The sequence below is a fragment of the Pantoea sp. CTOTU46764 genome (genome assembly GCF_031974595.1).
Lineage (GTDB): Bacteria > Pseudomonadota > Gammaproteobacteria > Enterobacterales > Enterobacteriaceae > Pantoea > Pantoea trifolii.
Map to the genome: position 1 here is coordinate 1 of NZ_DALYOQ010000055.1, position 22,319 is coordinate 22,319.

At 55.0% G+C, this 22,319-nt stretch carries 19 protein-coding genes and 1 pseudogene; 12 read left to right on the forward strand and 8 right to left on the reverse strand.

Features of this window, described 5'->3' with window-relative positions:
- Positions 1-109 precede the first annotated feature (109 nt).
- Positions 110-1,498 carry a glycoside hydrolase family 10 protein gene (locus tag RTM06_RS16525; protein ID WP_312183615.1) on the reverse strand — a complete coding sequence of 463 codons (1,389 nt, stop codon included), beginning with the start codon at positions 1,496-1,498 and terminating at the stop codon, positions 110-112.
- Between the two features lie 132 nt (positions 1,499-1,630).
- Here RTM06_RS16525 and RTM06_RS16530 point away from each other — a divergent pair, with 132 nt between their 5' ends.
- On the forward strand, positions 1,631-1,957 hold the full coding sequence (locus RTM06_RS16530) for a hypothetical protein (protein WP_265298415.1): 327 nt from the start codon (positions 1,631-1,633) through the stop codon (positions 1,955-1,957).
- 32 nt (positions 1,958-1,989) lie between these two features.
- Here RTM06_RS16530 and gabP read toward each other — a convergent pair whose 3' ends face one another.
- Together gabP and gabT are read right to left on the reverse strand one after the other, a co-directional pair.
- Positions 1,990-3,384, reverse strand: coding sequence for a GABA permease (gabP, locus tag RTM06_RS16535; protein WP_256698753.1), 1,395 nt, complete (start codon positions 3,382-3,384; stop codon positions 1,990-1,992).
- Positions 3,385-3,478: 94 nt separating this feature from the next.
- Positions 3,479-4,741 (reverse strand): 4-aminobutyrate--2-oxoglutarate transaminase, encoded by a 1,263-nt coding sequence (gabT, locus tag RTM06_RS16540; protein WP_312183619.1) that lies wholly within the window; start codon positions 4,739-4,741, stop codon positions 3,479-3,481.
- 109 nt (positions 4,742-4,850) lie between these two features.
- Here gabT and RTM06_RS16545 point away from each other — a divergent pair, with 109 nt between their 5' ends.
- A complete protein-coding gene (locus RTM06_RS16545; RefSeq protein ID WP_312183621.1) occupies positions 4,851-6,335 on the forward strand; it encodes a PLP-dependent aminotransferase family protein in 1,485 nt (494 codons plus the stop codon).
- An 80-nt stretch (positions 6,336-6,415) separates the two neighbouring features.
- On the opposite strand, the gene RTM06_RS16550 is transcribed toward RTM06_RS16545, so the two are convergent.
- Positions 6,416-7,279: an aldo/keto reductase family oxidoreductase gene (locus RTM06_RS16550; protein ID WP_312183623.1), complete on the reverse strand. Its 864-nt coding sequence runs from the start codon at positions 7,277-7,279 to the stop codon at positions 6,416-6,418.
- Between the two features lie 97 nt (positions 7,280-7,376).
- Between RTM06_RS16550 and RTM06_RS16555 the strand changes: the two genes are divergently transcribed.
- Positions 7,377-8,291, forward strand: a complete 915-nt coding sequence (locus tag RTM06_RS16555; protein WP_312183625.1) for a LysR family transcriptional regulator — start codon at positions 7,377-7,379, stop codon at positions 8,289-8,291.
- Between the two features lie 145 nt (positions 8,292-8,436).
- Here RTM06_RS16555 and RTM06_RS16560 read toward each other — a convergent pair whose 3' ends face one another.
- The 4 genes from RTM06_RS16560 to RTM06_RS16575 all read right to left on the reverse strand — a co-directional run bounded on the left by RTM06_RS16560 (position 8,437) and on the right by RTM06_RS16575 (position 12,623).
- Positions 8,437-9,903, reverse strand: coding sequence for an aspartate aminotransferase family protein (locus RTM06_RS16560; protein ID WP_312183627.1), 1,467 nt, complete (start codon positions 9,901-9,903; stop codon positions 8,437-8,439).
- 12 nt (positions 9,904-9,915) lie between these two features.
- The gene (locus tag RTM06_RS16565) at positions 9,916-11,301 is read right to left on the reverse strand and encodes a diaminobutyrate--2-oxoglutarate transaminase (RefSeq protein WP_036649212.1); all 1,386 of its coding nucleotides are present in this window, start codon (positions 11,299-11,301) and stop codon (positions 9,916-9,918) included.
- Between the two features lie 206 nt (positions 11,302-11,507).
- On the reverse strand, positions 11,508-12,275 hold the full coding sequence (locus RTM06_RS16570) for a prepilin peptidase (RefSeq protein ID WP_312183629.1): 768 nt from the start codon (positions 12,273-12,275) through the stop codon (positions 11,508-11,510).
- Between the two features lie 138 nt (positions 12,276-12,413).
- Positions 12,414-12,623, reverse strand: coding sequence for a hypothetical protein (locus RTM06_RS16575; RefSeq protein WP_256698746.1), 210 nt, complete (start codon positions 12,621-12,623; stop codon positions 12,414-12,416).
- Positions 12,624-13,025: 402 nt separating this feature from the next.
- Here RTM06_RS16575 and arnB point away from each other — a divergent pair, with 402 nt between their 5' ends.
- The 9 genes and pseudogenes from arnB to RTM06_RS16620 form a co-directional block, all read left to right on the forward strand.
- Positions 13,026-14,162, forward strand: coding sequence for a UDP-4-amino-4-deoxy-L-arabinose aminotransferase (arnB, locus tag RTM06_RS16580; protein WP_312183631.1), 1,137 nt, complete (start codon positions 13,026-13,028; stop codon positions 14,160-14,162).
- Position 14,163: 1 nt separating this feature from the next.
- Positions 14,164-15,150, forward strand: coding sequence for an undecaprenyl-phosphate 4-deoxy-4-formamido-L-arabinose transferase (gene arnC, locus RTM06_RS16585; protein WP_312183633.1), 987 nt, complete (start codon positions 14,164-14,166; stop codon positions 15,148-15,150).
- Positions 15,147-17,126, forward strand: a complete 1,980-nt coding sequence (gene arnA / locus RTM06_RS16590) for a bifunctional UDP-4-amino-4-deoxy-L-arabinose formyltransferase/UDP-glucuronic acid oxidase ArnA (RefSeq protein ID WP_312183635.1) — start codon at positions 15,147-15,149, stop codon at positions 17,124-17,126. The genes arnC and arnA overlap by 4 nt, the downstream gene beginning before the upstream one ends.
- Complete coding sequence (gene arnD / locus RTM06_RS16595; protein WP_312183637.1) at positions 17,123-18,007, forward strand: 4-deoxy-4-formamido-L-arabinose-phosphoundecaprenol deformylase; 885 nt, start codon at positions 17,123-17,125, stop codon at positions 18,005-18,007. The genes arnA and arnD overlap by 4 nt, the downstream gene beginning before the upstream one ends.
- An 18-nt stretch (positions 18,008-18,025) precedes the next feature.
- Positions 18,026-19,687: a lipid IV(A) 4-amino-4-deoxy-L-arabinosyltransferase gene (gene arnT, locus RTM06_RS16600; RefSeq protein WP_312183640.1), complete on the forward strand. Its 1,662-nt coding sequence runs from the start codon at positions 18,026-18,028 to the stop codon at positions 19,685-19,687.
- A complete protein-coding gene (gene arnE, locus RTM06_RS16605) occupies positions 19,684-20,004 on the forward strand; it encodes a 4-amino-4-deoxy-L-arabinose-phosphoundecaprenol flippase subunit ArnE (protein ID WP_265298349.1) in 321 nt (106 codons plus the stop codon). Before arnT ends, arnE begins: the two co-directional genes overlap by 4 nt.
- A complete protein-coding gene (arnF, locus tag RTM06_RS16610) occupies positions 20,001-20,366 on the forward strand; it encodes a 4-amino-4-deoxy-L-arabinose-phosphoundecaprenol flippase subunit ArnF (RefSeq protein WP_312183642.1) in 366 nt (121 codons plus the stop codon). The genes arnE and arnF overlap by 4 nt, the downstream gene beginning before the upstream one ends.
- A 235-nt stretch (positions 20,367-20,601) precedes the next feature.
- Entirely contained in the window at positions 20,602-22,038 is a 1,437-nt protein-coding gene (locus RTM06_RS16615) for a sugar porter family MFS transporter (RefSeq protein ID WP_312183644.1), read from the forward strand.
- Positions 22,039-22,169: 131 nt separating this feature from the next.
- Positions 22,170-22,319 (forward strand): annotated as a pseudogene (locus RTM06_RS16620) (inosose isomerase); the annotation flags it as partial.

A 22,319-nucleotide genomic window follows, 5' to 3' on the forward strand; every position in this document is an offset into this window, starting at 1 on the left:
CTTTTGGCATTCTGAAACTGCCAGATGCTTAGCGGGCGGAATCCCTGCGATGTCAACGCACTGCTTATCTGACATGCATTACGCCATGAATGGCGACCCTACGATAATGTTAATCGCCCCAACGGCTGCGTAAATAATTCACCGCATCCTGAGTTTGTGGCTGATTCAGGTAATTCTCGCGGAACAAAATGGTGCCGTTAATTTGCGGTACTGAATCGTTGAGATCGAGCTGCTTTTTCAACTCCGGCACGCCGCCATTCACCGTCCAGTCAGGTTCGCTTTTCGACGCTTCGCCGATTTTGTACAGCGCCACACCGATATAGAGCCGTGTATGCGTCGGCTTCACCACGTCCGCCCACCAGTTGGCTAACACGTCGTAGCGTGCGGCCTGGCGCGCAAACGGCCAGTAAAGCTGCGGCGCGATGTAATCCAGCAGTCCCATTTGCACCCAGCGACGTGTATCGGCATAGGCTTCGTCGTAGGCGGCCGCGCCGCGCGTGTCGGAACCCGCCGCATCATGCGACAAATTGCGCCATACGCCCGCCGGGCTAACGCCAAATTCCACGTTCGGGTTCAACTGCTTGATGGTGCGTGACACCTGCTCAATTAACAGCAGCGTATTGTTGCGGCGCCAGTCGGCTTTTGAGGCAAAACCCTGACCATACTGGCGGAACGTGGCGTTGTCATTGAGAGCTGAACCGGGCGTTTCGGTATAGAAATAGTCATCGAACTGCACGCCGTCGATTGGATAGTGCGACACCACTTCCGCAACGATGCTGGTGATCCAGTCACGCGCGGCGGGAATGCCGGGATCGAGTACGAAACGGTCGCTGGCGGTACGAATCCAGTCACGATGCAGCACAAATACGCTGGCCGGTTGCAGCGAAAGCGTATTATTCAGCGCGTTAACCGTGGACGGTTTGACGTTGGTTGAGACGCGATAAGGGTTGAACCACGCGTGCACCTTCATGCCGCGTTTGTGCGCCTCATCCAGCATGAACTTCAACGGATCGTAGCCGGGATCTTCGCCAATCTTGCCAGTGAGCATATCTGACCACGGCAAGATGCTGGAACGCCACAGCGCGGTGCCATCCGGCTTCACCTGGAAAAACACGGTATTGATGCCGAGGCTTTTCAGTTTATCCAGCTTGTCGGTCAACGCCTGTTGCTGCTGGTGGATGCGGTTGGCCGGGCTGGCATTGACTGAATTGATCGGCGGCCAGTCGAGGCGTGAAACGGTGGTGAGCCACACGCCGCGCACCGGCTCTTTGCTCAGCGCTGGTTTGGTGGGCATTGGCGGTTTGGTCACCGTCGGCAACGGCGTGACCAACGATTTTGGCGGCGGCGAGGAGCAACTGGCAAGAGAGAGGGCGACGGCAACGGCAATCAGCGCAGCGGATTTTTTGTAGGTATTAACCCAGGGAAAACGATGTGAACAGGCTATGGTAAACTCCCTTTTATGCAACTTTCTGTTCGAAGAGCCCCATTCTCTTATCATGCGAACTAAAGTCAATATAATCGGGAAACTGCAGGTCGCCATGAATGGCGACCCTACAAAAGACATTCGCGTTCACGTAGGGTCGCCATTTATGGCGACAGCCACCAAACACCATTGAGGAACCCAAAACCTATGCAATACGAAGACCTTTATCGCCGTATCGGCCAGATCATCTTTAGTTGTGGCCCCGAAGGTGCGCGGGAATTGATCGTTCAGGCTGAACTGTTTGCGGACGATGATGGCGGGCAGTTTCAATTCGATTACATCGATGAAAACGGTGAACCGGATTGGTTTGAACCCGATGCGCGCGCGATTGGCGATCTCTCGGAGGCGCTGAAGGATTTTCAGCAGTACTTCGTGGATAACAACATGACCAACGGTTTGCCGGTGTGGCGCAAATGCGCGATTAACCTCAACGTGCTGGAAGAAGCCATCAGCATCGACGTGCAGTACGACTGAGTTCCGCGGCATCCTTGCCCGGAATCAATGCGTTACGAGCGTAACGCCACCATCTCCTCGTTTTTACGCGCCACGCGTTTGCGCTGCACAATGCGGCTGGCGGCAACCACACCCAGCGTTAACAGGCCGGTGGCGATAATCTCTGGACGGTGTTGTTGGTTAAACAGCATGGCAATCAACACGCCGACAATGAACACCATCGTCGCCCACGTCAGGCCAGGGAACAGCCACATGCGATAGCTGAGGATTTCGCCGCGCGCTTCGCGCTTTTTGCGCAGCACCAGATGAGACGCGGCGATCACCAGATACACCAGCAGCGCGATGGCACCGGAACTGGCCAGCAGGAACTCAAATACCGCGCTTGGCGCCAGATAGTTGGCGATCACCGCGAGGAAGGCGGCCGCCGTAGAAAGCAGTACCGCGACCCACGGCGTGCCGCTGCGGGTGGTGCGCGATGCGATGGCAGGCGCATCTTCACGGCGCGACAGCGAGTAGATCATGCGGGATGCGGTATACAGCGCGGAATTGAGGCAGCTACACACCGCAATCAACACCACCACATCAACAATCTGCTTCGCGTACGGCACGTTCATCATCTGCATCGCCGTCTGGTAAGAACCGGCTTTCATCAGCGACGGCGTATTCCACGGCACCAGCGCCACCACAATGAAAATCGACAGCAGATAGAACAGCGCGATACGCCAGATCACCGAGTTGGTCGCCTGGGTAATTTGCTTCTTCGGCTCGCGCGATTCAGCGGCGGCGATGGTGACGATCTCGGTGCCCATAAACGAGAACATGGTGGTGAGGATGGCGGCCAGCACCGCGCCAATGCCATTCGGCATAAAGCCTTGCGTGTCATACAGATGTGAAATCCCTTGCGTGCTGCTGCCCGGCATCAAACCGAACACCGCCAAACTACCCGCGCAGAGGAATGCCACAATCGCCACCACTTTCAGCAGGGCGAACCAGAATTCAAACTCGCCATAATTTTTCACGCTGAACAAGTTACTGATGGTCAGAAATGAAGTGATCGCCAGCGTATATTCCCATACAGGAACCTGCGGAAACCATGAATGCAGGATGGTGCCAGCGGCGTTGGCTTCCAGCGGGATCACTAATACCCAGAACCACCAGTACAGCCAGCCGATGGTGAAGCCAGCCCAGCGGCCGAGCGATTTGTCGGCGTAAGTGGAGAAAGAGCCGGAATCCGGCGATGCCACCGCCATTTCCGCCAGCATGCGCATAATCAGCACCACCAACGCGCCCGCAGCGATGTAGGCCAGCAATACCGCCGGACCGGCTTCGGCGATCGCATGGCCTGAACCAACAAACAATCCGGCACCAATCACGCCACCAATCGATAACATCCGCACATGACGTGGCTTCAGGCCTTGCGCCAGTACATCGGCATTCTGTGAACTCATCAATATTTCTCCAAAGCGTCTCTCAGGCCGCGCCATGCGCAACCGGGTTACAACAGGTGAGAAGCCCAGCCCGCCGCACGGGCTAGGTAGCGTGTTACGAATCGGCGTGTTGACTCAGCACGCTGCTGAGGATTTCCAGCGCCTGACCGAACTGTGCATCAGGAATGGTGAGCGGATAGAGGAAGCGGATGACATTGCCCTGCGGGCCGCAGGTGAGCAGCAGCAGCCCACGCGCCATCGCCTGTTGCTGGATAGTTTGCGCGGTTTGCGCGCTGGCAAACTCCACCGCGATCATCGAGCCAAGGCCGCGGATATCGGTGATGGAGGAGCACTGACTGCGCGCGCTGTGCAGGAAGTCGGTTAACTGCGCGCCAAGTTGTGCAGAACGTTCACACAACTTCTCGTCGGCGATCACGTCCAGCACCGCATGCGCTGAGGCAATCGCCAGCGGGTTACCGGCGTAAGTACCGCCCAATCCACCCGGACCTGGCGCATCCATGATCTCGGCGCGGCCGCTGACCGCCGATAACGGCATGCCGCCCGCGAGGCTTTTCGCCATGGTAATGAGATCCGGTTTCACCGCATAGTGATCCATCGCAAACAGCTTGCCGGTACGGGCAAAGCCGGTTTGCACCTCATCGGCAATCAGCAGAATGCCGTGCTCATCGGCTAGCGCACGCAGACGGTTGAAGAATTCAGGCGGCGCGACGTGGAAGCCGCCTTCACCCTGAATCGGCTCCAGCACAATAGCGGCAACATCCTGTGGTGCGATGTCCTGAGTGAAAATGTCCTGCAAGCTGGATAGCGCATCATCAACGCTGATGCCGGTCACGCTGTTGGGATAGCGCGCGTGCCACACCGACGCGGGCATCGGGCCGAAGTCGCGTTTGTAAGGTGCCACTTTGCCGGTCATCGCCATGGTCATAAAAGTACGACCGTGGAAAGAGTTGCCGAAGGTGATGATGCCGTGACGACGCGTTGCCGCCCGTGCCACTTTCACCGCGTTTTCGATCGCTTCAGCGCCGGTGGAGAAGAAAGCGGTTTTAGCTTTACCCACAATCGGTACCACGCGATTGAGGCGTTCAGCCAGCGCCACATAGCTCTCATACGGCGTCACCTGGAATGCGGTATGGGTAAATTTCGCTAACTGATCGGCAATCGCCTGCACGATGCGCGGATGGCGGTGACCGGTGTTCAGCACCGCGATGCCGCCGGCGAAATCGATCCAGCTGTTACCTTCACCATCGCGCAGCGTGGCGTTCTCCGCGTGCTCGACATACCACTGACAAAGATTGCCGGTGCCGCGTGGCAGGGCATCATCTTTACGTTGCTGCAACTGGCTGTTTTTACCTTCCATAACCTTTCCTTAGCGATAAGCGTCTTTACAAATCACGATAAACACGCTTATTTATGCCTGCGCTGCGCTATCTTGCCAGAGCCACTTTCAGTGAAAAGAGGGGAGCCAATTGCGAAGTTTGTACGCCGATCATGTATTAGAGCGCATGCAGTTTATGCCGGAAGGAACATTGCAGCAGCGTTTGCTGAGTTGTATGCAAGCCGCTATCGCTGAAGGCATTTTTCCGCGTGCCACGCGCTTGCCCGCCACGCGCGATTTGGCGCGTGAGCTGTCGGTGTCGCGAAATACGGTGTTAAATGTGTACGAGAATTTGATGGCGCAAGGCTACGTCACGGCGCGCACCGGCAGCGGCACCTGGATTGCAGAAAACTTGCCGGAAGGATCGCTTAACACACCGCGCAAAGAGGCAACTGTCGAAGCGTTGACCGCGAAACCGGCGGCGATTTCTAAACGCGGCGCCTCGCTGCTCGGCCATGCCAATGCCTCGCCGTATCAGTGGGGCGCTTTTGTGCCTGGCGCACCGGATGTCACGCAGTTCCCGCATAAACTTTTCAGCCAGATCCAGGCGCGTTTGAATCGTGAACCGGATATTGAACGGCTGATCTACAGCAGCAACGGCGGCTGTCCGCAGCTGCGCGCCGCGCTGGCGGAGTATCTCAGCGTGGCGCGTTCGGTGCGTGCCGATGCCGATCAAATCATCATCACCGAAGGGATTCATCAGGCGGTGGATTTGGTTTCACGCGTGCTGTGCGATCCTGGTGATCAGGTGTGGATCGAAGAGCCCGGTTATTGGGGTACGCGCAATCTGCTGCGCATTAATGGCTTGAAAATCAATGCCATTGCGGTGGATGAGCAGGGTTTAATTCCCGATTTGCCACCACGCAGTCGCGCACCGAAGATGATTTTCGTGACACCGTCACACCAATATCCGCTGGGCGTGCATCTCAGCCTGGAACGCCGCAAGCAACTGCTCGATCTGGCGCGTAAACATAAAACCTGGCTGGTGGAAGATGATTACGACAGCGAGTTTCGCTTCTCCGGCCAGCCATTTCCCTCACTGCAAGGCTTCGAGCCGGATGCGCCGGTGATCTATATGGGCACTTTTAGCAAGACGCTCTATCCGGCGCTGCGCCTTGGTTATCTGGTGGTGCCAAAAGCGCTGGCGCAGCCGCTGCGTGTGGCGGCGGCGGAACTGTATCGCGGCGGCCATTTGCTGGTGCAGCGTGCGCTGGCGGAGTTCATCCAGAAAGGGCATTACATGTCGCACATTCGCCGCATGCGTAAGCTCTACAGTCAGCGGCGGCGCTTTATGGTTAGCCTGATTGAGCGTTATTTAGGGGCTGCTTTTTTGCCGGTGGTTAATCACGAAGCGGGATTGCATTTGGTGATGAATTTGCCAACCGGCTGTGACGATGTGGCGGTCGCCGCGCTGGCGCTGAGGCGCGGCGTGAAGGTGCGACCGCTGTCGCAATATTATATGCATCCGCAGGAGCGGCGCGGGTTGCTGCTGGGTTTTGCCTGCGTCGATGAGCGGCAGTGTCAGGATGCGTTTGGTACCTTGAAAGGGTGTTTGGCGGAGATGGGAATAATTTGAGGTGGAGGTCGCCATAAATGGCGACCCTACAACGGCCGCATCGTCTTCGTAGGGTCGCCATTTATGACGACCTGGTCAACTTATGGCTGCGCGATGCTATCCAAACGCTGCAAAACTTCAGGCGTAAGTTTCACCTCGGCACTCGCCATGTTCTGCTTCAGGTGCTCCGGCGATGAGGTGCCCGGAATCAGCAAAATGTTAGGCGAACGCTGCAGCAGCCAGGCCAGCGCCACCTGCAGCGGTGTCGCGTTAAGCTCATTTGCCACCTCGCTCAGCCGATCCGATTGCAGCGGTGAAAAACCGCCGAGCGGGAAGAACGGCACGTAAGGAATGCCTTGTGCTGCCAACTGATCAACCAAGGCCTCATCCTGGCGATTGGCCAGATTGTAGAGGTTCTGCACGCAGGCGATCGGCGTCATCGCCTGGGCATCGGCCACCTGTTTGGCGGTAACGTTGCTCAGACCAATATGACGAATCAGCCCGCGCTCTTTCAGCTTGATCATCGCCTCAACCTGCGGCTCCAGCGAACCTTCCTTCGGCCCATGCACGTCCAACATCGAACGCAGATTCACCACTTCCATCACATCCAGTCCGAGATTACGCAGGTTATCTTCCACTGCTTGCGTCAACGCTTCTGGTGTAAACGCCGGTAACCAGCCGCCTTTCTCGTCACGACGCGCGCCCAGTTTGGTGACGATTACCAGATCGTCGGTGTAAGGATGAAGCGCCTTCTTGATCAGCTGATTGGTAATGTGCGGACCATAGAAGTCACTGGTATCAATGTGATTCACGCCTGCCGCGACGGCATCGCGCAGCACCTGCAAAGCACGCGCTTCGTCTTTCGGCGGACCAAACACGCCGGGACCAGCTAACTGCATGGCACCGTAACCGAGTCGAGCAACCTGGCGATCGCCAAGGGTGTAAGTCAATGCTGGATGAGACATGGAAAGCTCCTTCGTCAGTGTGTGGTTAGATTGTAATCGCCAAAATGCTGTGCAACTATCCGTACAAATCGGGACACACTGTACGAGGTGGCGAACAATGGCATTGGATATCGCACTACTGCACGCGGTGGTAGCGGTGGCAAAAGCGGGTGGTTTTCGCGAGGCGGCGCGTGTCACCGGCAGCAATCCGTCGCGTTTAAGTGATGCGGTGCGGCGCGCTGAAGAGCAGCTCGGCGTGCGGCTGTTTAATCGCACCACGCGCACCGTGGCGTTAACCGAAGCTGGCAGGGCGCTGATGTCGCGACTGCTTCCGGCGATGAATGAAGTGGATGCGGCGCTGGATGCACTGAATACGTTCCGCGATACGCCGGGCGGCACCTTGCGCTTGAATGTGCCGGTGAGCGCCGCGCGCATCGTGTTACCGGCGATTGTGCCGGGATTTCTGCAGCGCTATCCCGATATCCAGCTCGACGTGGTGGCGGAAAGTAATGTGCAGGACGTGTTCCGCGATAGCTGTGATGCTGGCATTCGTTACGACGATCATCTGGAGCAAGATATGGTGGCGCTGCCGATCGGCCCGCGTACCCAGCGCTTTGCGTTGGCGGCATCTCCAGCGTATCTGGCGCAGTTCGGCACGCCGCAGCATCCGCGCGACCTGGTGCAGCATCGCTGTTTGCACGGTCGCTATGCGACGGGCGTAATTGCCGAATGGGAATTCACCTGCGGCGAAGAAACCGTGCGTTTGCAGCCGAAAGGTCCGCTTATTTGTAGTATCGGCGCGGCGATGGATCTCACGGTGGAAGCCGCGATTGCTGGCTGCGGCGTGGTTTATCTGTTCGAGGATTGGATCAAAACGCCGCTGAGTGATGGCAGTCTGCAACCGATTCTGCCGGATTGGTGGCAAAGCTTCTCCGGCCTGTGGCTCTACTACAACGATCGTCGGTTGATTCCGGCGCCGCTCCAGGCGTTTCTGGATTATGTGCGTGAGTTAAATTCAAGCGCAGAGGCGTAACGCGGCGATTCATCGCGTGGGTTTGACCATATGAGCTCATGTTGCCTGCTGTTGTAGGGTCGTCATTCATGACGACCACCCTCAAAAGCCAATAAAAAAAGCCGATAACCGCTGCCAGTTATCGGCTTTTCCGCAACACAGGTGTTTACGCGCTCAGCAGCTGATTGGCGGTTTTCTCAACCAGCGCCAAAAGGACTTTAACATCTTCCAGCGTCACGGTTGGGTTCAGCAAGGTCAGCTTCAGGCAGGTTATGCCCTGATTCTCGGTCACGCCAACGTTAGCACGGCCTGAATCCAGCAGTGCATCGCCAATACGCTGGTTGAACAGGGCAATCTGCGCGGTGTCGGTCAGTTGCTCTGGACGATAGCGGAACAGCACGCTCGCCAGCTGAGGCTGCATTACCAGCTCGAGGCGTGGTTCAGAGGTAACAAACTTCGCCACTTCCTGCGCCAGCGTCACGCCGTGATCGATGATCGCCGCATACTGTTTCTGACCCAGCGCTTCCAGACCCATCCACAGCTTCAGCGCATCGAAACGACGCGTGGTCTGCAGTGATTTGGATACCAGATTCGGTACGCCGGCTTCTTCGTCAAACTCAGAGTTCAGGTATGCCGCCTGATAGCGCATCAGCTCGTAATGACGCTCGTCTTTCAGCAGGAACGCACCACAGCTGATGGTCTGGAAGTATTGTTTGTGGAAGTCCAAAGTGACGGAATCCACCAGCTCCAGGCCGTCAAGGTAGTCGCGATACTTCTCGGACAGCAATAGCGCGCCGCCCCATGCTGCATCAACGTGTACCCAGATGTTGTGCTCGGCAGCGATACCGGCAATTTCACGCAGCGGATCGATAGCACCGGCATCGGTGGTACCGGCGGTCGCAACGATCGCCAGAATCTGCTCGCCGTTGGCTTCGGCCTGTGCCAGTTTGGCTTTCAGGTCTGACACATCCATACGGGCGAATTCATCAGACTTCACCTGCACCACAGACTGATAGCCGTGGCCAAGCAGCGCCATGTTCTTCTGTACGGAGAAGTGCGCGTTTTCAGAGCACAGCACTTTGATCTTACGCAGATCGCCAGTGATGCCATGCTGCTGTACTGAGTGGCCCTGGCGCTGATAGAAGGCATCGCGTGCCAGCATCAGGCCCATCAGGTTGCTCTGGGTGCCGCCGCTGGTGAACACACCTGCGTCGCCAGCCGAATAACCCACTTGCGCACGCAGCCATTCGATCAGTTTGATCTCAATGATGGTGGCAGAAGGGCTCTGATCCCAAGAATCCATACTCTGGTTGGTGGCGTTGATCAGCACTTCTGCTGCCTGGCTTACTACCAGGCTAGGGCAATGCAGATGCGCCACACATTGTGGGTGATGCACTGAAAGACTGTCTTTCAGGAAATATTCAATCGCGCGTTCAATCGCGGCCTGGTTACCCAGGCCGTTTGGATTGAAGTCGAGCGTGATACGCTCGCGCAGTTCGGCAACGGTTTTGCCTTGATACATCTCAGGCTGTTGCAGCCACTGCACAACCGCGGCGCTGCTCTGGGCAATCGCCTGCTGGTACGCCTCAATGCTCTGTGCAGAGGCGGCCAGAATCGGGTTTACTTCAGACATTTACTCTTCCAATCAAACAGGTTTGACGCCAGCGCCAATCAGCGCCTGCTCAAATTTATCCAGGAAAATCGCCAGCTCATCGTTGGTGATCAGCAGTGAAGGCAGCAGACGCAGAACTGCGCCATGACGGCCACCGCGCTCCAGAATCAGACCTGCTTCGAAGCACTTCTTCTGCAGCAGCGCAGAGAGCTCGCCGTCAGCCGGGAAGCTGCCCATGTGATCGGCCGCTTCGTTCGGTTTAACGATCTCAATACCGATCATCATGCCGAGACCACGAATGTGACCAATGACCGGGAAGCGTTTCTGCATCGCAGCCAGCTGCTGTTTCAGCCATTCACCCTGCGCGGCAACTTTGCCCGCGATATCCTGTTCTTTGAGGATTTTCAGCGTGGTCAGGCCGGTCGCCATCGCCAATTGGTTGCCACGGAAGGTACCGGTGTGATGACCCGGTGACCAAACGTCGAACTGCTTTTTGATGCCCAGCACGGCCAGTGGCAGACCGCCGCCCACCGCTTTAGACATCACGATGATGTCTGGCTCAATGCCTGCGTGTTCGAAGGCGAAGAATTTACCCGTACGGGCAAAGCCAGCCTGAACTTCGTCGAGGATCAACAGAATGCCGTGTTCCTGCGTCACTTTACGGATGCGCTGCAGCCACTCAGCGGGTGCTGGGTTCACGCCGCCTTCGCCCTGAACGGCTTCGAGGATTACTGCAGCAGGCTTGCGCACGCCGCTTTCCACGTCGTTGATCAGGTTGTCGAAGTAGTAGGTCAACGCTTTCACGCCAGCTTCACCACCGATACCCAGCGGGCAACGATACTGATGAGGGTAAGGCATGAACTGCACTTCTGGCATCATGCCATCAACCGCTTCTTTCGGTGCCAGGTTGCCGGTAACGGACAGCGCGCCGTGCGTCATACCGTGGTAACCGCCAGAGAAGCTGATCACGCCGCTACGGCCAGTGGCTTTCTTCGCCAGCTTCAGCGCGGCTTCTACTGCATCCGCACCTGAAGGGCCGGTGAACTGCAGACAATAATCTTTACCCTGGCCTGGCAGCAGCGAGAGTAAAGACTCAGAGAATTGATCTTTCAGTGGTGTAGTCAGATCAAGAGTATGTAACGGCAAGCCGCTGGTAATGACATTTTGTATGCTCTGGAGGACATCAGGATGGTTGTGACCCAGTGCCAGCGTCCCTGCGCCAGCCAGACAGTCAAGATATTGTTTATTCTCAACATCTGTGATCCACACGCCATGGGCTTTAGCGATGGCTAAAGGCAGTTTGCGCGGGTAACTCCTGACGTTAGATTCAAACTCGGCCTGACGGGCTAAGAATGCGTCGTTGTTTCCATTGAATGCATTGGCACCAAAACTATCAATACGGACTTTATCCGTCATCATATCTCTCCTTCAACCGGGGCACGTGAGGCTCGCCAATTGACTAATTGAACAAAAAAGTAACAGCTGTGAAAAAACGCGGCCAATATAGAGCCTTTTGACCTACATCACAATGATTAATTTTGTTTAGATTTGTTTACTCTTTCCATATATGAATCAGGGCGTTGGCCAGAAATTGGCCGCTTAAATTCGCACCGTAGATGAGGTGGTTAAAAAATAATCGAATGAATAAAGAGACTTATAGCCGCTAAGGCGATCCATGGACCAAAGGCAATGGCCTGATTGATATCTCGCTGCCAGCCAATTTTGGAAATCAATACACATAAAATAGCACCGCCTGAAGCCAGCAAAAGCACTGAAGGGATAAGAGGCCAGCCCAGCCAGGCACCCATCGCCGCCAGCAGTTTTGCATCCCCCATCCCAAGCGCCTCAATTCCTTTAATCCATTGATATAAAAAAGATAGTGTCCACAATAAGCTGTATCCCGCCATTGCACCGAAGACCGCTTCATGCAGCGAACCGGGCAACCACTCCATCGCTTTGAAAAACAGCCCAGTCCACAGTAATGGCAATGTGATCGCGTCGGGTAAAAGGAAATGGTCGAGGTCGATAAAAGTTAGTGCTGTTAACGCCCAGAACAAAATGAGCGCACCCAACAAATGCAGATTTACCGGTATAAGCCACATCAGCAGCAAGGTGAAAAGTGCAGAAATTATCTCCACCTGTGGATAACGTACGCTGATGGCGCATTGGCAATAACGACATTTACCGCGTAGCAACAGCCAACTCAGGACGGGAATATTGTCACGCCAAAGCACTCTTTTTTTACATCGTGGGCAGTGAGAAGAGGGAGAGAACAGATTAAGGGAAGATTGTGGATGCAATAATTGTATCGGCAATCGATATATCACTACATTGATGAAACTGCCCATCATCAAGCCGAATAATCCACCACTTAACCAATACAAGCATGCCATTGCCGATACCTCGCACCTTCCTGGTTTGTCATGGCGCGACAATATGCCTAAGCGAATATCGGTGCGAGAAGAAAAAGGGTATTACAGCGAGTTACATCAAAAGTGCAGAGCGGGATCCAGAATTAACGAGATTGGGAATTAAGACTGCTGCTTAAACATCTGAATCGCTTCCTGCACATTGCTGGTCGCCAGTGACATTACGTGTTCATTATTGAGGTAGACATCATATTGCCCGGCATTAAATCGAAACACATAGAGATCGCCACGATAGCGCAGCCCTTTGGTTTTAATCCCAATGTGATGACGGCGCAAAGCAGCCTGCGACAGTCGGTCATTATCGGTTCTCATTGCCACTCCTCCACTTAGCGTTTTTTAGCCAAAACCGGACACAGTCTCGGGTCCGAACCTTAATATAACCTTAAGAAGAGTATAGTTAATAATCCACACCTTTTTCATGCCTACTTTCTTCTACCAAACTTCAACATTTATTAAAAAAGCCGACTGGTTATCGCACCATTTAATGTTGAGTTAAGTATTCCTGCGTATGTTGTTTCCTCAGGCGATAAAAAAGCCCTACTTATGTTTTTTTAAAGCGCCCAGAGAAGTTAACAGTTTGTGCTGTCAAATTTGTACGGTTTAACCTACGTTTAAACAGCAAGTTACTTAATGTTGTTGTGGTATCAATCGATTGCACATTTTTACATGGTCCTGATGCAGGAAACTCAAGGCGTTAAACGTTAAGGTAAATTTATGAATTTCCTTCCATTTTCGCGCCCATCATTGGGCGAGGAAGAGTTGGCTGCGGTAAAAGCAGTATTTGAATCAGGCTGGATTACGACGGGTCCAAAGAATGCTGAACTGGAAGAGGCTTTTTGCCAGCTCACCGGTAATCAGCATGCGATTGCCGTCAGTTCCGCCACGGCAGGGATGCATGTCACGCTGCTGGCGCTGAATATTCAGCCCGGCGATGAAGTGATCACGCCGTCTCTGACCTGGGTTTCCACCATTAATATCATCACGCTGCTCGGTGCGACGCCGGTGATGATCGATATCGATCGCGACACCTTAATGGTGACGCCAGAGCAGATTGAAGTAGCAATTACACCGCGCACGCGCGCCATCATTCCGGTGCATTACGCAGGTGCACCGGCCGATCTGGATGCCATCCGCGCCATCGGTGAGCGCCACGGCATTCCGGTGATTGAGGATGCCGCGCACGCTGCCGGCTGTTACTACAAAGGTAAGCACGTCGGCCAACAGGGCACGGCAATCTTCTCCTTCCACGCCATCAAAAACATGACCTGCGCCGAAGGTGGCTTGATTGTGACCGATGATGCGGCATTGGCCGACCGCATGCGCAGCCTGAAATTCCACGGCCTCGGTGTCGATGCTTACGATCGTCACACGCATGGCCGCAAGCCACAGGCGGAAGTGATCATGCCGGGCTTCAAATACAACTTGCCGGATATCAGCGCCGCCATTGCCTTGGTGCAATTGAAAAAGCTGCCCGTCATCAATGAGCGCCGCGCGGCGATTGCGCAACGTTATCTCACCGAACTGGCAGATACGCCGTTTCTGCCGCTGACGCAGCCAGAATGGGCGCATCAGCATGCGTGGCATCTGTTCATTATTCGTGTCGATGAAGCGCAATGCGGCATTACCCGCGATGCATTAATGGAAACACTTAAAGCGCAGGATATCGGCACCGGGCTGCATTTCCGTGCTGCACACACGCACAAATATTACCGCGAACGCTATCCGCAACTCTCGCTGCCACACACCGAATGGAATAGCGATCGCATTTGCTCAATCCCGTTGTTCCCTGATATGCGCGACGAAGATGTCACGCGCGTCATTAGCGCATTGCGTCAGATCGCTGGAGTTTGACATGTTGGAAGAAAAAGCCATTCGTAAAGTCTCCGTGGTGATCCCGGTGTACAACGAAGAGGAGAGCTTGCCGGAGTTGGTGCGTCGTACCGACGCGGCCTGCGCGGAATTAGGTCTGGAGTACGAGATTCTGCTGGTTGATGACGGCAGCAGCGATCGCTCGGGCGAGATGATTGCTGACGCTGCGGATGCGCCGGGCAGCCATGTGGTTGGCGTATTACTCAATCGTAATTACGGCCAGCACTCGGCGATCATGGCGGGCTTTAGCCACGTGAGCGGCGACTTGATCATCACGCTGGATGCCGATCTGCAAAACCCGCCGGAAGAGATCCCGAACCTGGTGAAAGCGGCGCAGCAGGGTTATGACGTGGTGGGCACCGTGCGTCAAAACCGGCAGGACAGCTGGTTCCGTCGTCGCGCCTCACGCACCATCAATCACCTGATTCAGCGCGTGACTGGCAAAGCGATGGGCGACTACGGCTGCATGTTGCGCGCATATCGCCGCCATATTGTTGATGCGATGCTGAACTGCCACGAGCGTAGCACCTTTATTCCCATCCTCGCTAACACCTTTGCGCGCCGCACCATTGAGCTGCCGGTGGCGCATGCCGAGCGCGAGTTTGGCGATTCAAAATACAGCTTTATGCGGCTGATTAACCTGATGTATGACCTGGTGACTTGCCTCACCACCACGCCGCTGCGTTTGCTGAGTATCGTCGGCAGCCTGATTGCGCTGGCCGGATTTGCCTTCTCGCTGATTCTGATTGTGCTGCGTCTGTTCCTCGGCGCCGCCTGGGCCGGCGATGGCGTGTTCCTGCTGTTCGCCGTGCTGTTTATTTTTGTCGGTGCGCAGTTTATCGGCATGGGATTACTCGGCGAATACATCGGCCGCATTTATAACGACGTACGCGCCCGACCGCGCTACTTCATCCAACGTGTGATTCACCCACAGCAAAAAGCCTCATCTGTACAGGAAATTGAGCAATGAAAACTGTCGTCTTCGCCTACGCCGAAATGGGCTGTGCGGGTATTTCTGCACTTCTGAACGCTGGCTATGAAATCAGCGCTATTTTTACCCACTCAGACACAGGAACTGAGAGCCACTTTTTTGACTCCGTTGCGCGTTTAGCCGCTGAGCAGGGCATTCCGGTCTATGCGCCGGAAGATGTGAATCATCCGCTGTGGGTCGATCGCATTAAAACCATGGCGCCGGATTACATCTTCTCCTTCTACTATCGTGCTTTGCTGAACGACAGCATTCTCAACTGCGCAAAACTGGGTGCCTTTAACCTGCACGGTTCGCTGCTGCCTAAATACCGTGGCCGCGCACCGCTGAATTGGGTGCTGGTCAATGGCGAAACCGAAACCGGCGTTACGCTGCATCGCATGGTGAAACGCGCCGATGCCGGTGACATCGTGGCGCAACAGCGCGTCGCGATTGACGAGCAGGACAATGCATTAACGCTGCATCGCAAACTGGTGGCCTGCGCCACAGAAGTCCTGAATAACGCGTTGCCGGGAGTGAAGCGTGGCGATATTGTCACCACGCCACAAAACGAAAGTGAAGCCACTGTTGTCGGTCGTCGCACACCGGAAGATGGTCGCATTAAATGGGAAGCCCCGGCGCAGACGGTCAACAATCTGGTGCGTGCCGTAACTTATCCTTGGCCGGGCGCATTTGCTTTTGCTGGCACCGTGAAATTTGTGGTGTGGAAGAGCCGCGTGCACAACATTGATCACCACGCCAAACCAGGCACCGTATTGTCCGTAGAGCCGTTCCTCATCGCTTGCGGTGAAGGTGCGCTGGAAGTGATGACCGGCCAAAGCGATAACGGCGTCTTCATGAACGGCAGCCAGCTGGCGCAAAACCTCGGCATGGTGAAGGGCGCATTGCTCTACTCTCAGCCGGTGGCAGCGGTCAAACGTCGTACGCGCGTGCTGATCCTCGGCGTGAACGGCTTTATCGGTAACCACCTCACTGAGCGTCTGCTGCAGGATGATAACTTCGAAGTATTCGGTTTAGACATCGGTTCAGATGCCATCAGCCGTTTCCTTGATCAGCCGCGCTTCCACTTTGTCGAAGGCGACATCAGCATTCACTCAGAATGGATTGAGTATCACATTAAGAAGTGCGATGTGGTGCTGCCATTGGTGGCGATTGCCACGCCGATTGAGTACACGCGCAATCCGCTGCGCGTGTTCGAACTCGATTTTGAAGAGAACCTCAAAATCATTCGTGACTGCGTGAAATACAAAAAGCGCATCATTTTCCCATCGACCTCCGAAGTGTACGGCATGTGTACTGACAAACATTTCGATGAAGATCACTCGAATCTGGTTGTTGGGCCGATCAATAAACAGCGCTGGATCTACTCCGTTTCTAAGCAGCTGCTGGACCGCGTGATTTGGGCTTACGGTGAGAAAGAAGGGCTGCGCTTTACCTTGTTCCGTCCTTTTAACTGGATGGGACCGCGCCTCGATAACCTGAACGCCGCACGTATCGGCAGTTCGCGTGCTATTACGCAACTGATCTTGAATCTGGTGGAAGGTTCACCGATTAAGCTGATCGATGGCGGTGCACAGAAGCGTTGCTTCACCGATATTCGCGACGGTATTGAAGCGCTGTTCCGCATCATCGAGAACAAGCAGAATAACTGCGATGGTCAGATCGTCAATATCGGTAACCCGGATAACGAAGCCAGCATCAAAGAGTTGGCCGAGCGTCTGCTGGCGAGTTTTGAACGTCATCCGCTGCGTAGCAACTTCCCGCCGTTTGCTGGATTCCGTGAAGTAGAAAGCAGCAGCTATTACGGTAAAGGTTATCAGGACGTGGAACACCGCAAGCCGTCGATCAAAAACGCGCGTCGTCTGCTGGACTGGACGCCAACCGTCGAGATGGATACCACCATCGATAACACGCTGGACTTCTTCCTGCGCACCGTTGAGCTGCAGGATAAGCCATGAAAAAAGTAGGTTTGCGCGTCGATGTAGATACCTGGCGCGGCACCCAATTCGGGGTGCCGGCGCTACTGGAGCAATTCAGTCTGCATCAACTGCAGGCCAGTTTTTTCTTCAGTGTTGGACCGGACAATATGGGGCGCCACTTGTGGCGCCTGTTAAAACCGCGCTTCCTGTGGAAAATGCTGCGTTCGCGCGCAGCATCTCTTTACGGCTGGGATATCTTGCTGGCCGGCACCGCGTGGCCGGGACGGGAAATTGGTCGCGGTCTGGAGGAGATCATCAGCGCCACCGCCGATCATCATGAGGTCGGCTTGCATGCGTGGGATCACTTTGCCTGGCAAACCTGGGCGGGCGTGTGGCCGCAAGAAAAACTGGTTGAGCAGATTGCGCGGGGGAAGCAGGCGCTTGAAGCGATCATTGGTGACAACGTCACATGTTCAGCCGTGGCGGGTTGGCGGGCAGACGGTCGCGTCGTGGCAGCTAAGCAGCAGTTTGGCTTCAGCTATAACAGCGACTGCCGAGGTACTGGGCCATTTCTACCCATTCTTAGCGATGGTAGCATCGGCACGGTACAAATTCCGGTGACCTTGCCCACCTGGGATGAAGTGGTGGGACAATCGGTAAGCGCGGAAGATTTTAACGACTTCATTCTCGAGCAGATCCATGCTGCAACGGGTTCACCGGTCTACACCATTCATGCCGAAGTGGAAGGGATTGTCGGACTTAAGGCGTTCGCCGATCTGCTGAAACGTGCGGAGCAGCAGGACATTGAATTTTGTCCACTCAGCGCCTTGTTACCCGACGATCTCACTACGCTGCCACAGGGCAACATCGTGCGCGGGCATATTCCCGGACGCGAAGGCTGGCTAGGCTGCCAGCGTTAATATTTACAGGAACCACGGATGCGTACAGGCACTAAAACCGCATTACTCATCGCGCTTTTCGCGCTTTTTTACCTGATCCCGATTGAGTTCCGCGCCTTATGGCAGCCGGACGAAACCCGTTACGCTGAAATCAGCCGTGAAATGCTGTTCAGCGGCAATTGGGTGGTGCCGCATTTCTTCGATCTCCGTTACTTCGAAAAACCAATTGCCGGATATTGGGTCAATAACATTGGCCAATGGTTGTTTGGTCACACAAACTTTGGCGTGCGCGCTGGATCGATTTTTAGCACCACGTTAAGCGCAGTATTGGTCTTCTGGCTCGGCACGCAGATGTTTGCCAGCCGCCAAGTCGCGCTGACCGGCAGCGTTATTTTCCTGACTTCACTACTGGTGTACGGCGTCGGCACTTACGCGGTACTCGATCCGATCCTGATGCTGTGGCTGGTTGCCGCGATGTGCAGTTACTGGCTGGCGTCGCAGGCTAGCACCACGCGGCAACGTTTGTGTGGCTATGTTTTGCTGGGCGCGGCCTGCGCGATGGGCTTTATGACCAAAGGGTTTCTCGCGCTGGCGGTGCCGGTGTTGGCGATTCTGCCGTGGGCCATTTGGCAGCGTCGCTTCGGTGAACTGCTGCGTTGGGGACCGCTGACGATTGTGGTTGCTGTGCTGCTCAGCACGCCGTGGGCGTTGGCGATTAATCAGCAGGAAGGGGATTTCTGGCACTACTTCTTCTGGGTCGAGCATATTCAGCGTTTCGCCGAGTCGGATGCACAGCACAAAGCGCCATTCTGGTATTACATTCCAGTGTTGCTGGCGGGCTGTTTGCCGTGGCTGGCGCTGCTGCCGGGATCGCTGCTCGGCGCGTGGCGTCAGCGCAGTCAGCATGCCGGGCCAATCTATTTGCTCAGCTGGGTGCTGCTGCCGCTGCTGTTTTTTAGCATCGCTAAAGGCAAATTGCCGACCTACATTTTGCCGTGCTTCGCGCCGCTGGCGCTGCTGATGGCGCACTACGCCCACAGCGGTTCGGCGCAGGTGATGAAAGCGCTAAAAGTAAATGGCTGGATCAACCTGCTGTTCGGTGCGATTGCCGCAATCGTGTTGCTGGTAGTGCTAGCGCCGTGGGGCATTTCGCATCGTCCGGTGTACAGCAACGAAGAGATTATTGGCGTGTTCTGTGCGGCGCTCTCCTTTATCGGATGGGGCGTGATGGGCTGGCTGAGCCGCAAACCGGAGAACGGTCGCTGGCAGTTAGCCGCGCTTTGTCCGCTGGCGCTGGCGTTGTTGGTCGGCTTTGCCATTCCGCAAAAGGTGCGCGACTCCAAGCAGCCGCAGAGTTTTGTCGGCGCGGTGCACGATCAGCTGGCGGAGAGTCGTTATCTGCTGGCCAACAATCCTGGCGTGGCATCGGCGGTGGCCTGGGAACTAAAGCGCAGTGACATCAATTTCTATGATGCCAAAGGCGAGTTGCAATACGGCCTGAGCTATCCGGATGCGCAGTCACACTATATTGATGCGGATAACTTTGCCGACTGGCTGCGCGTGCATCGCCGTCAGGGCAAGGTTTCATTGGTGTTGATGATGAATTCCAGCGACAAAACGCCGGATAAAAACCTGCCGGAACCGGATGACGTCTATCGTCAGGGCCGCCTGGTTTATTACGGCTACAATGCCACACCATGAATCTGCTGCTGATTTTACTGGTTAGCGTGCTAAGTTGCGCCGCCCAGCTGTGTCAGAAGCAGGCGGCTCATCTCGGCATCAAAAAGGGGATGCTTTGGCTGGCGCTCAGCATCCTGCTGCTGGGTATCGGCATGCTGCTGTGGCTGGCGGTACTGCGCGTGGTGCCGGTGAGCGTGGCGTATCCGATGCTGAGTCTTAACTTTGTGTTGGTGGCCATCGCCGCGCGGCTGATCTGGCGCGAAACCTACAGCTTACAGCAGTGGATTGGCACGCTGGCGATTGTTGCCGGTGTGGCGCTAATGGGAAGTCATCTATGAAAGGCGTAATGCTGGCGCTGTGCAGCGTATTGCTGGTATCGCTGGCGCAGCTGGTGCTGCGAATGGCGATGCTGGATTTCCCGCCGTTGAGCGCATTGCTCAGTTTGCAGCACATCAAACCACTGCTGCTGTTGGCGATTGGCCTTGGCGCTTACGCGCTGTCGATGTTGTGCTGGATGCTGGCGCTGCGTCATCTGCCGCTTAATCGGCTCTATCCGCTACTCAGTTTGAGTTATGTGCTGGTTTGGCTAGCAGCGATTTCCCTGCCAATATTGCGGGAAACCTTCCGCTGGAGCAGCTTTGCCGGCGTGGTGCTGATTGTGTTTGGTTTGCTGCTGGTTTCGCTGCCGCGCCGCCGATGATTTTCCGTAGGATCGCCATTCATGGCGACCTTTTAAATTACCGTTATAAATCCTGCTTAAATAAAAAACCGCTCTGATGCAATTCCATCAAAATAAAAACACCAAAATGCTTGAACTCACATTTCGGAAAACAAATTCCAAATAAAAATTAACATGAAATAAAAATGCCTTTAGCGTGAGCCTTCTGTTTTGTTCTGCCTTATTTCCTTATTTATTTTTTTTACCAGGAGGTATTATGGAAAGAGAACTTTATATATCCACCAACACGGCTTCCGGCCCGAATAGCACCACACGCACTGAGCCCTTTGTTAAAATAATTGCGCTGGTTGCCACGCTTGGTGGATTACTGTTTGGCTACGATACCGGCGTGGTATCGGGCGCTTTGCTGTTTATGCGTGACGATTTGCAACTCACGCCATTCACCACAGGATTAGTCACCAGTTCACTGCTGTTTGGCGCGGCTTTCGGCGCGCTGCTTGCCGGTCATTTCGCCGACGCGCTGGGGCGACGCAAAATCATTATTTCCCTCGCTTTTATTTTTGCCCTTGGCGCCATCGGTTCGGCATTTGCGCCGGATGTCATCTCCATGATCGCTTCACGACTGTTCCTGGGGATTGCCGTGGGTGGCGCGGCGGCCACGGTGCCGGTGTATATCGCGGAAATCGCACCGGCCAATAAGCGCGGCCAATTGGTAACCTTGCAGGAGCTGATGATTGTTTCGGGTCAGCTGCTAGCGTACGTGTCCAATGCCACTTTCAATGAAATCTGGGGCGGGGAGCACACCTGGCGCTGGATGATCGCCATCTCAACTGTGCCCGCCGTTTTGCTGTGGTTTGGCATGATCTTTATGCCAGAAAGCCCGCGCTGGCACGTGATGCGCGGTAACAACAACGAAGCACGCAAAGTGCTGGAGAAAACCCGCGCGGCGGATGACGTCGATTGGGAGCTGGAAGAGATTGAAGAAACTATCGAAGAAAACCGGCAACAGGGCAAAGGCCGCTTGCGCGATCTGCGCACGCCGTGGCTGCGCAAAGTGTTCCTCCTCGGTATCGGTATTGCGGCGATTCAGCAACTCACCGGCGTCAACACCATTATGTATTACGCGCCGACCATGCTGACGGCAACCGGCTTGAGTAATGATGCCGCGCTGTTTGCCACCATCGCTAACGGCGTGATTTCAGTGCTGATGACGCTGGTCGGTATCTGGATGATCGGCAAAATCGGTCGTCGTCCGCTGGTGTTGGTGGGACAGATGGGCTGCACCGCGTGTCTGTTCTTTATCGCGGCGGTGTGCTTCTTGATGCCGGAATATCATTCTGCGGGTGACGTCAATCTGCTGCGCGCTTATCTGGTGCTGGCGGGGATGTTGATGTTCCTGTGCTTCCAGCAAGGCGCGCTGTCGCCGGTTACCTGGCTATTACTTTCTGAGATCTTTCCGGCGCGTATGCGTGGCATTTGTATGGGCGGCGCGGTGTTTGCGCTGTGGATGGCGAACTTTGCCATTTCGATGGCATTCCCTTTGCTGCTGGCGGCATTTGGCCTCGCCGGAGCCTTCTTAACCTTTGCGGTGATTGGTATTGGTGGATCGATGTTCGTGTTGCGCACCATCCCGGAAACCAAAGGGCGCAGCCTGGAGCAGGTCGAGCACTACTTCCATGAGTTGTATAAATGATGTTGCGTTGATGTAAATCAATCAAAGTTCTGGCAGAGCAGCAAAACGACATCGCTTACTATCGCAAGATATCAACGCGTCACAACATACCAGAAAGTCAATACTATTACTCTTTCAGGATAGAACACACCATGACCTACAAAATAAGCCATGACCGACTGTGCGTTAATCGTAAAATTGCGCCCAACCTCAGCCTCGATCGTTTTTTCTCTCTGGTTGAAAAGTTAGGGTTAAATAAAGTCGAAATCCGCAATGATATGAAAAGTGGCAGCGTGACTGAT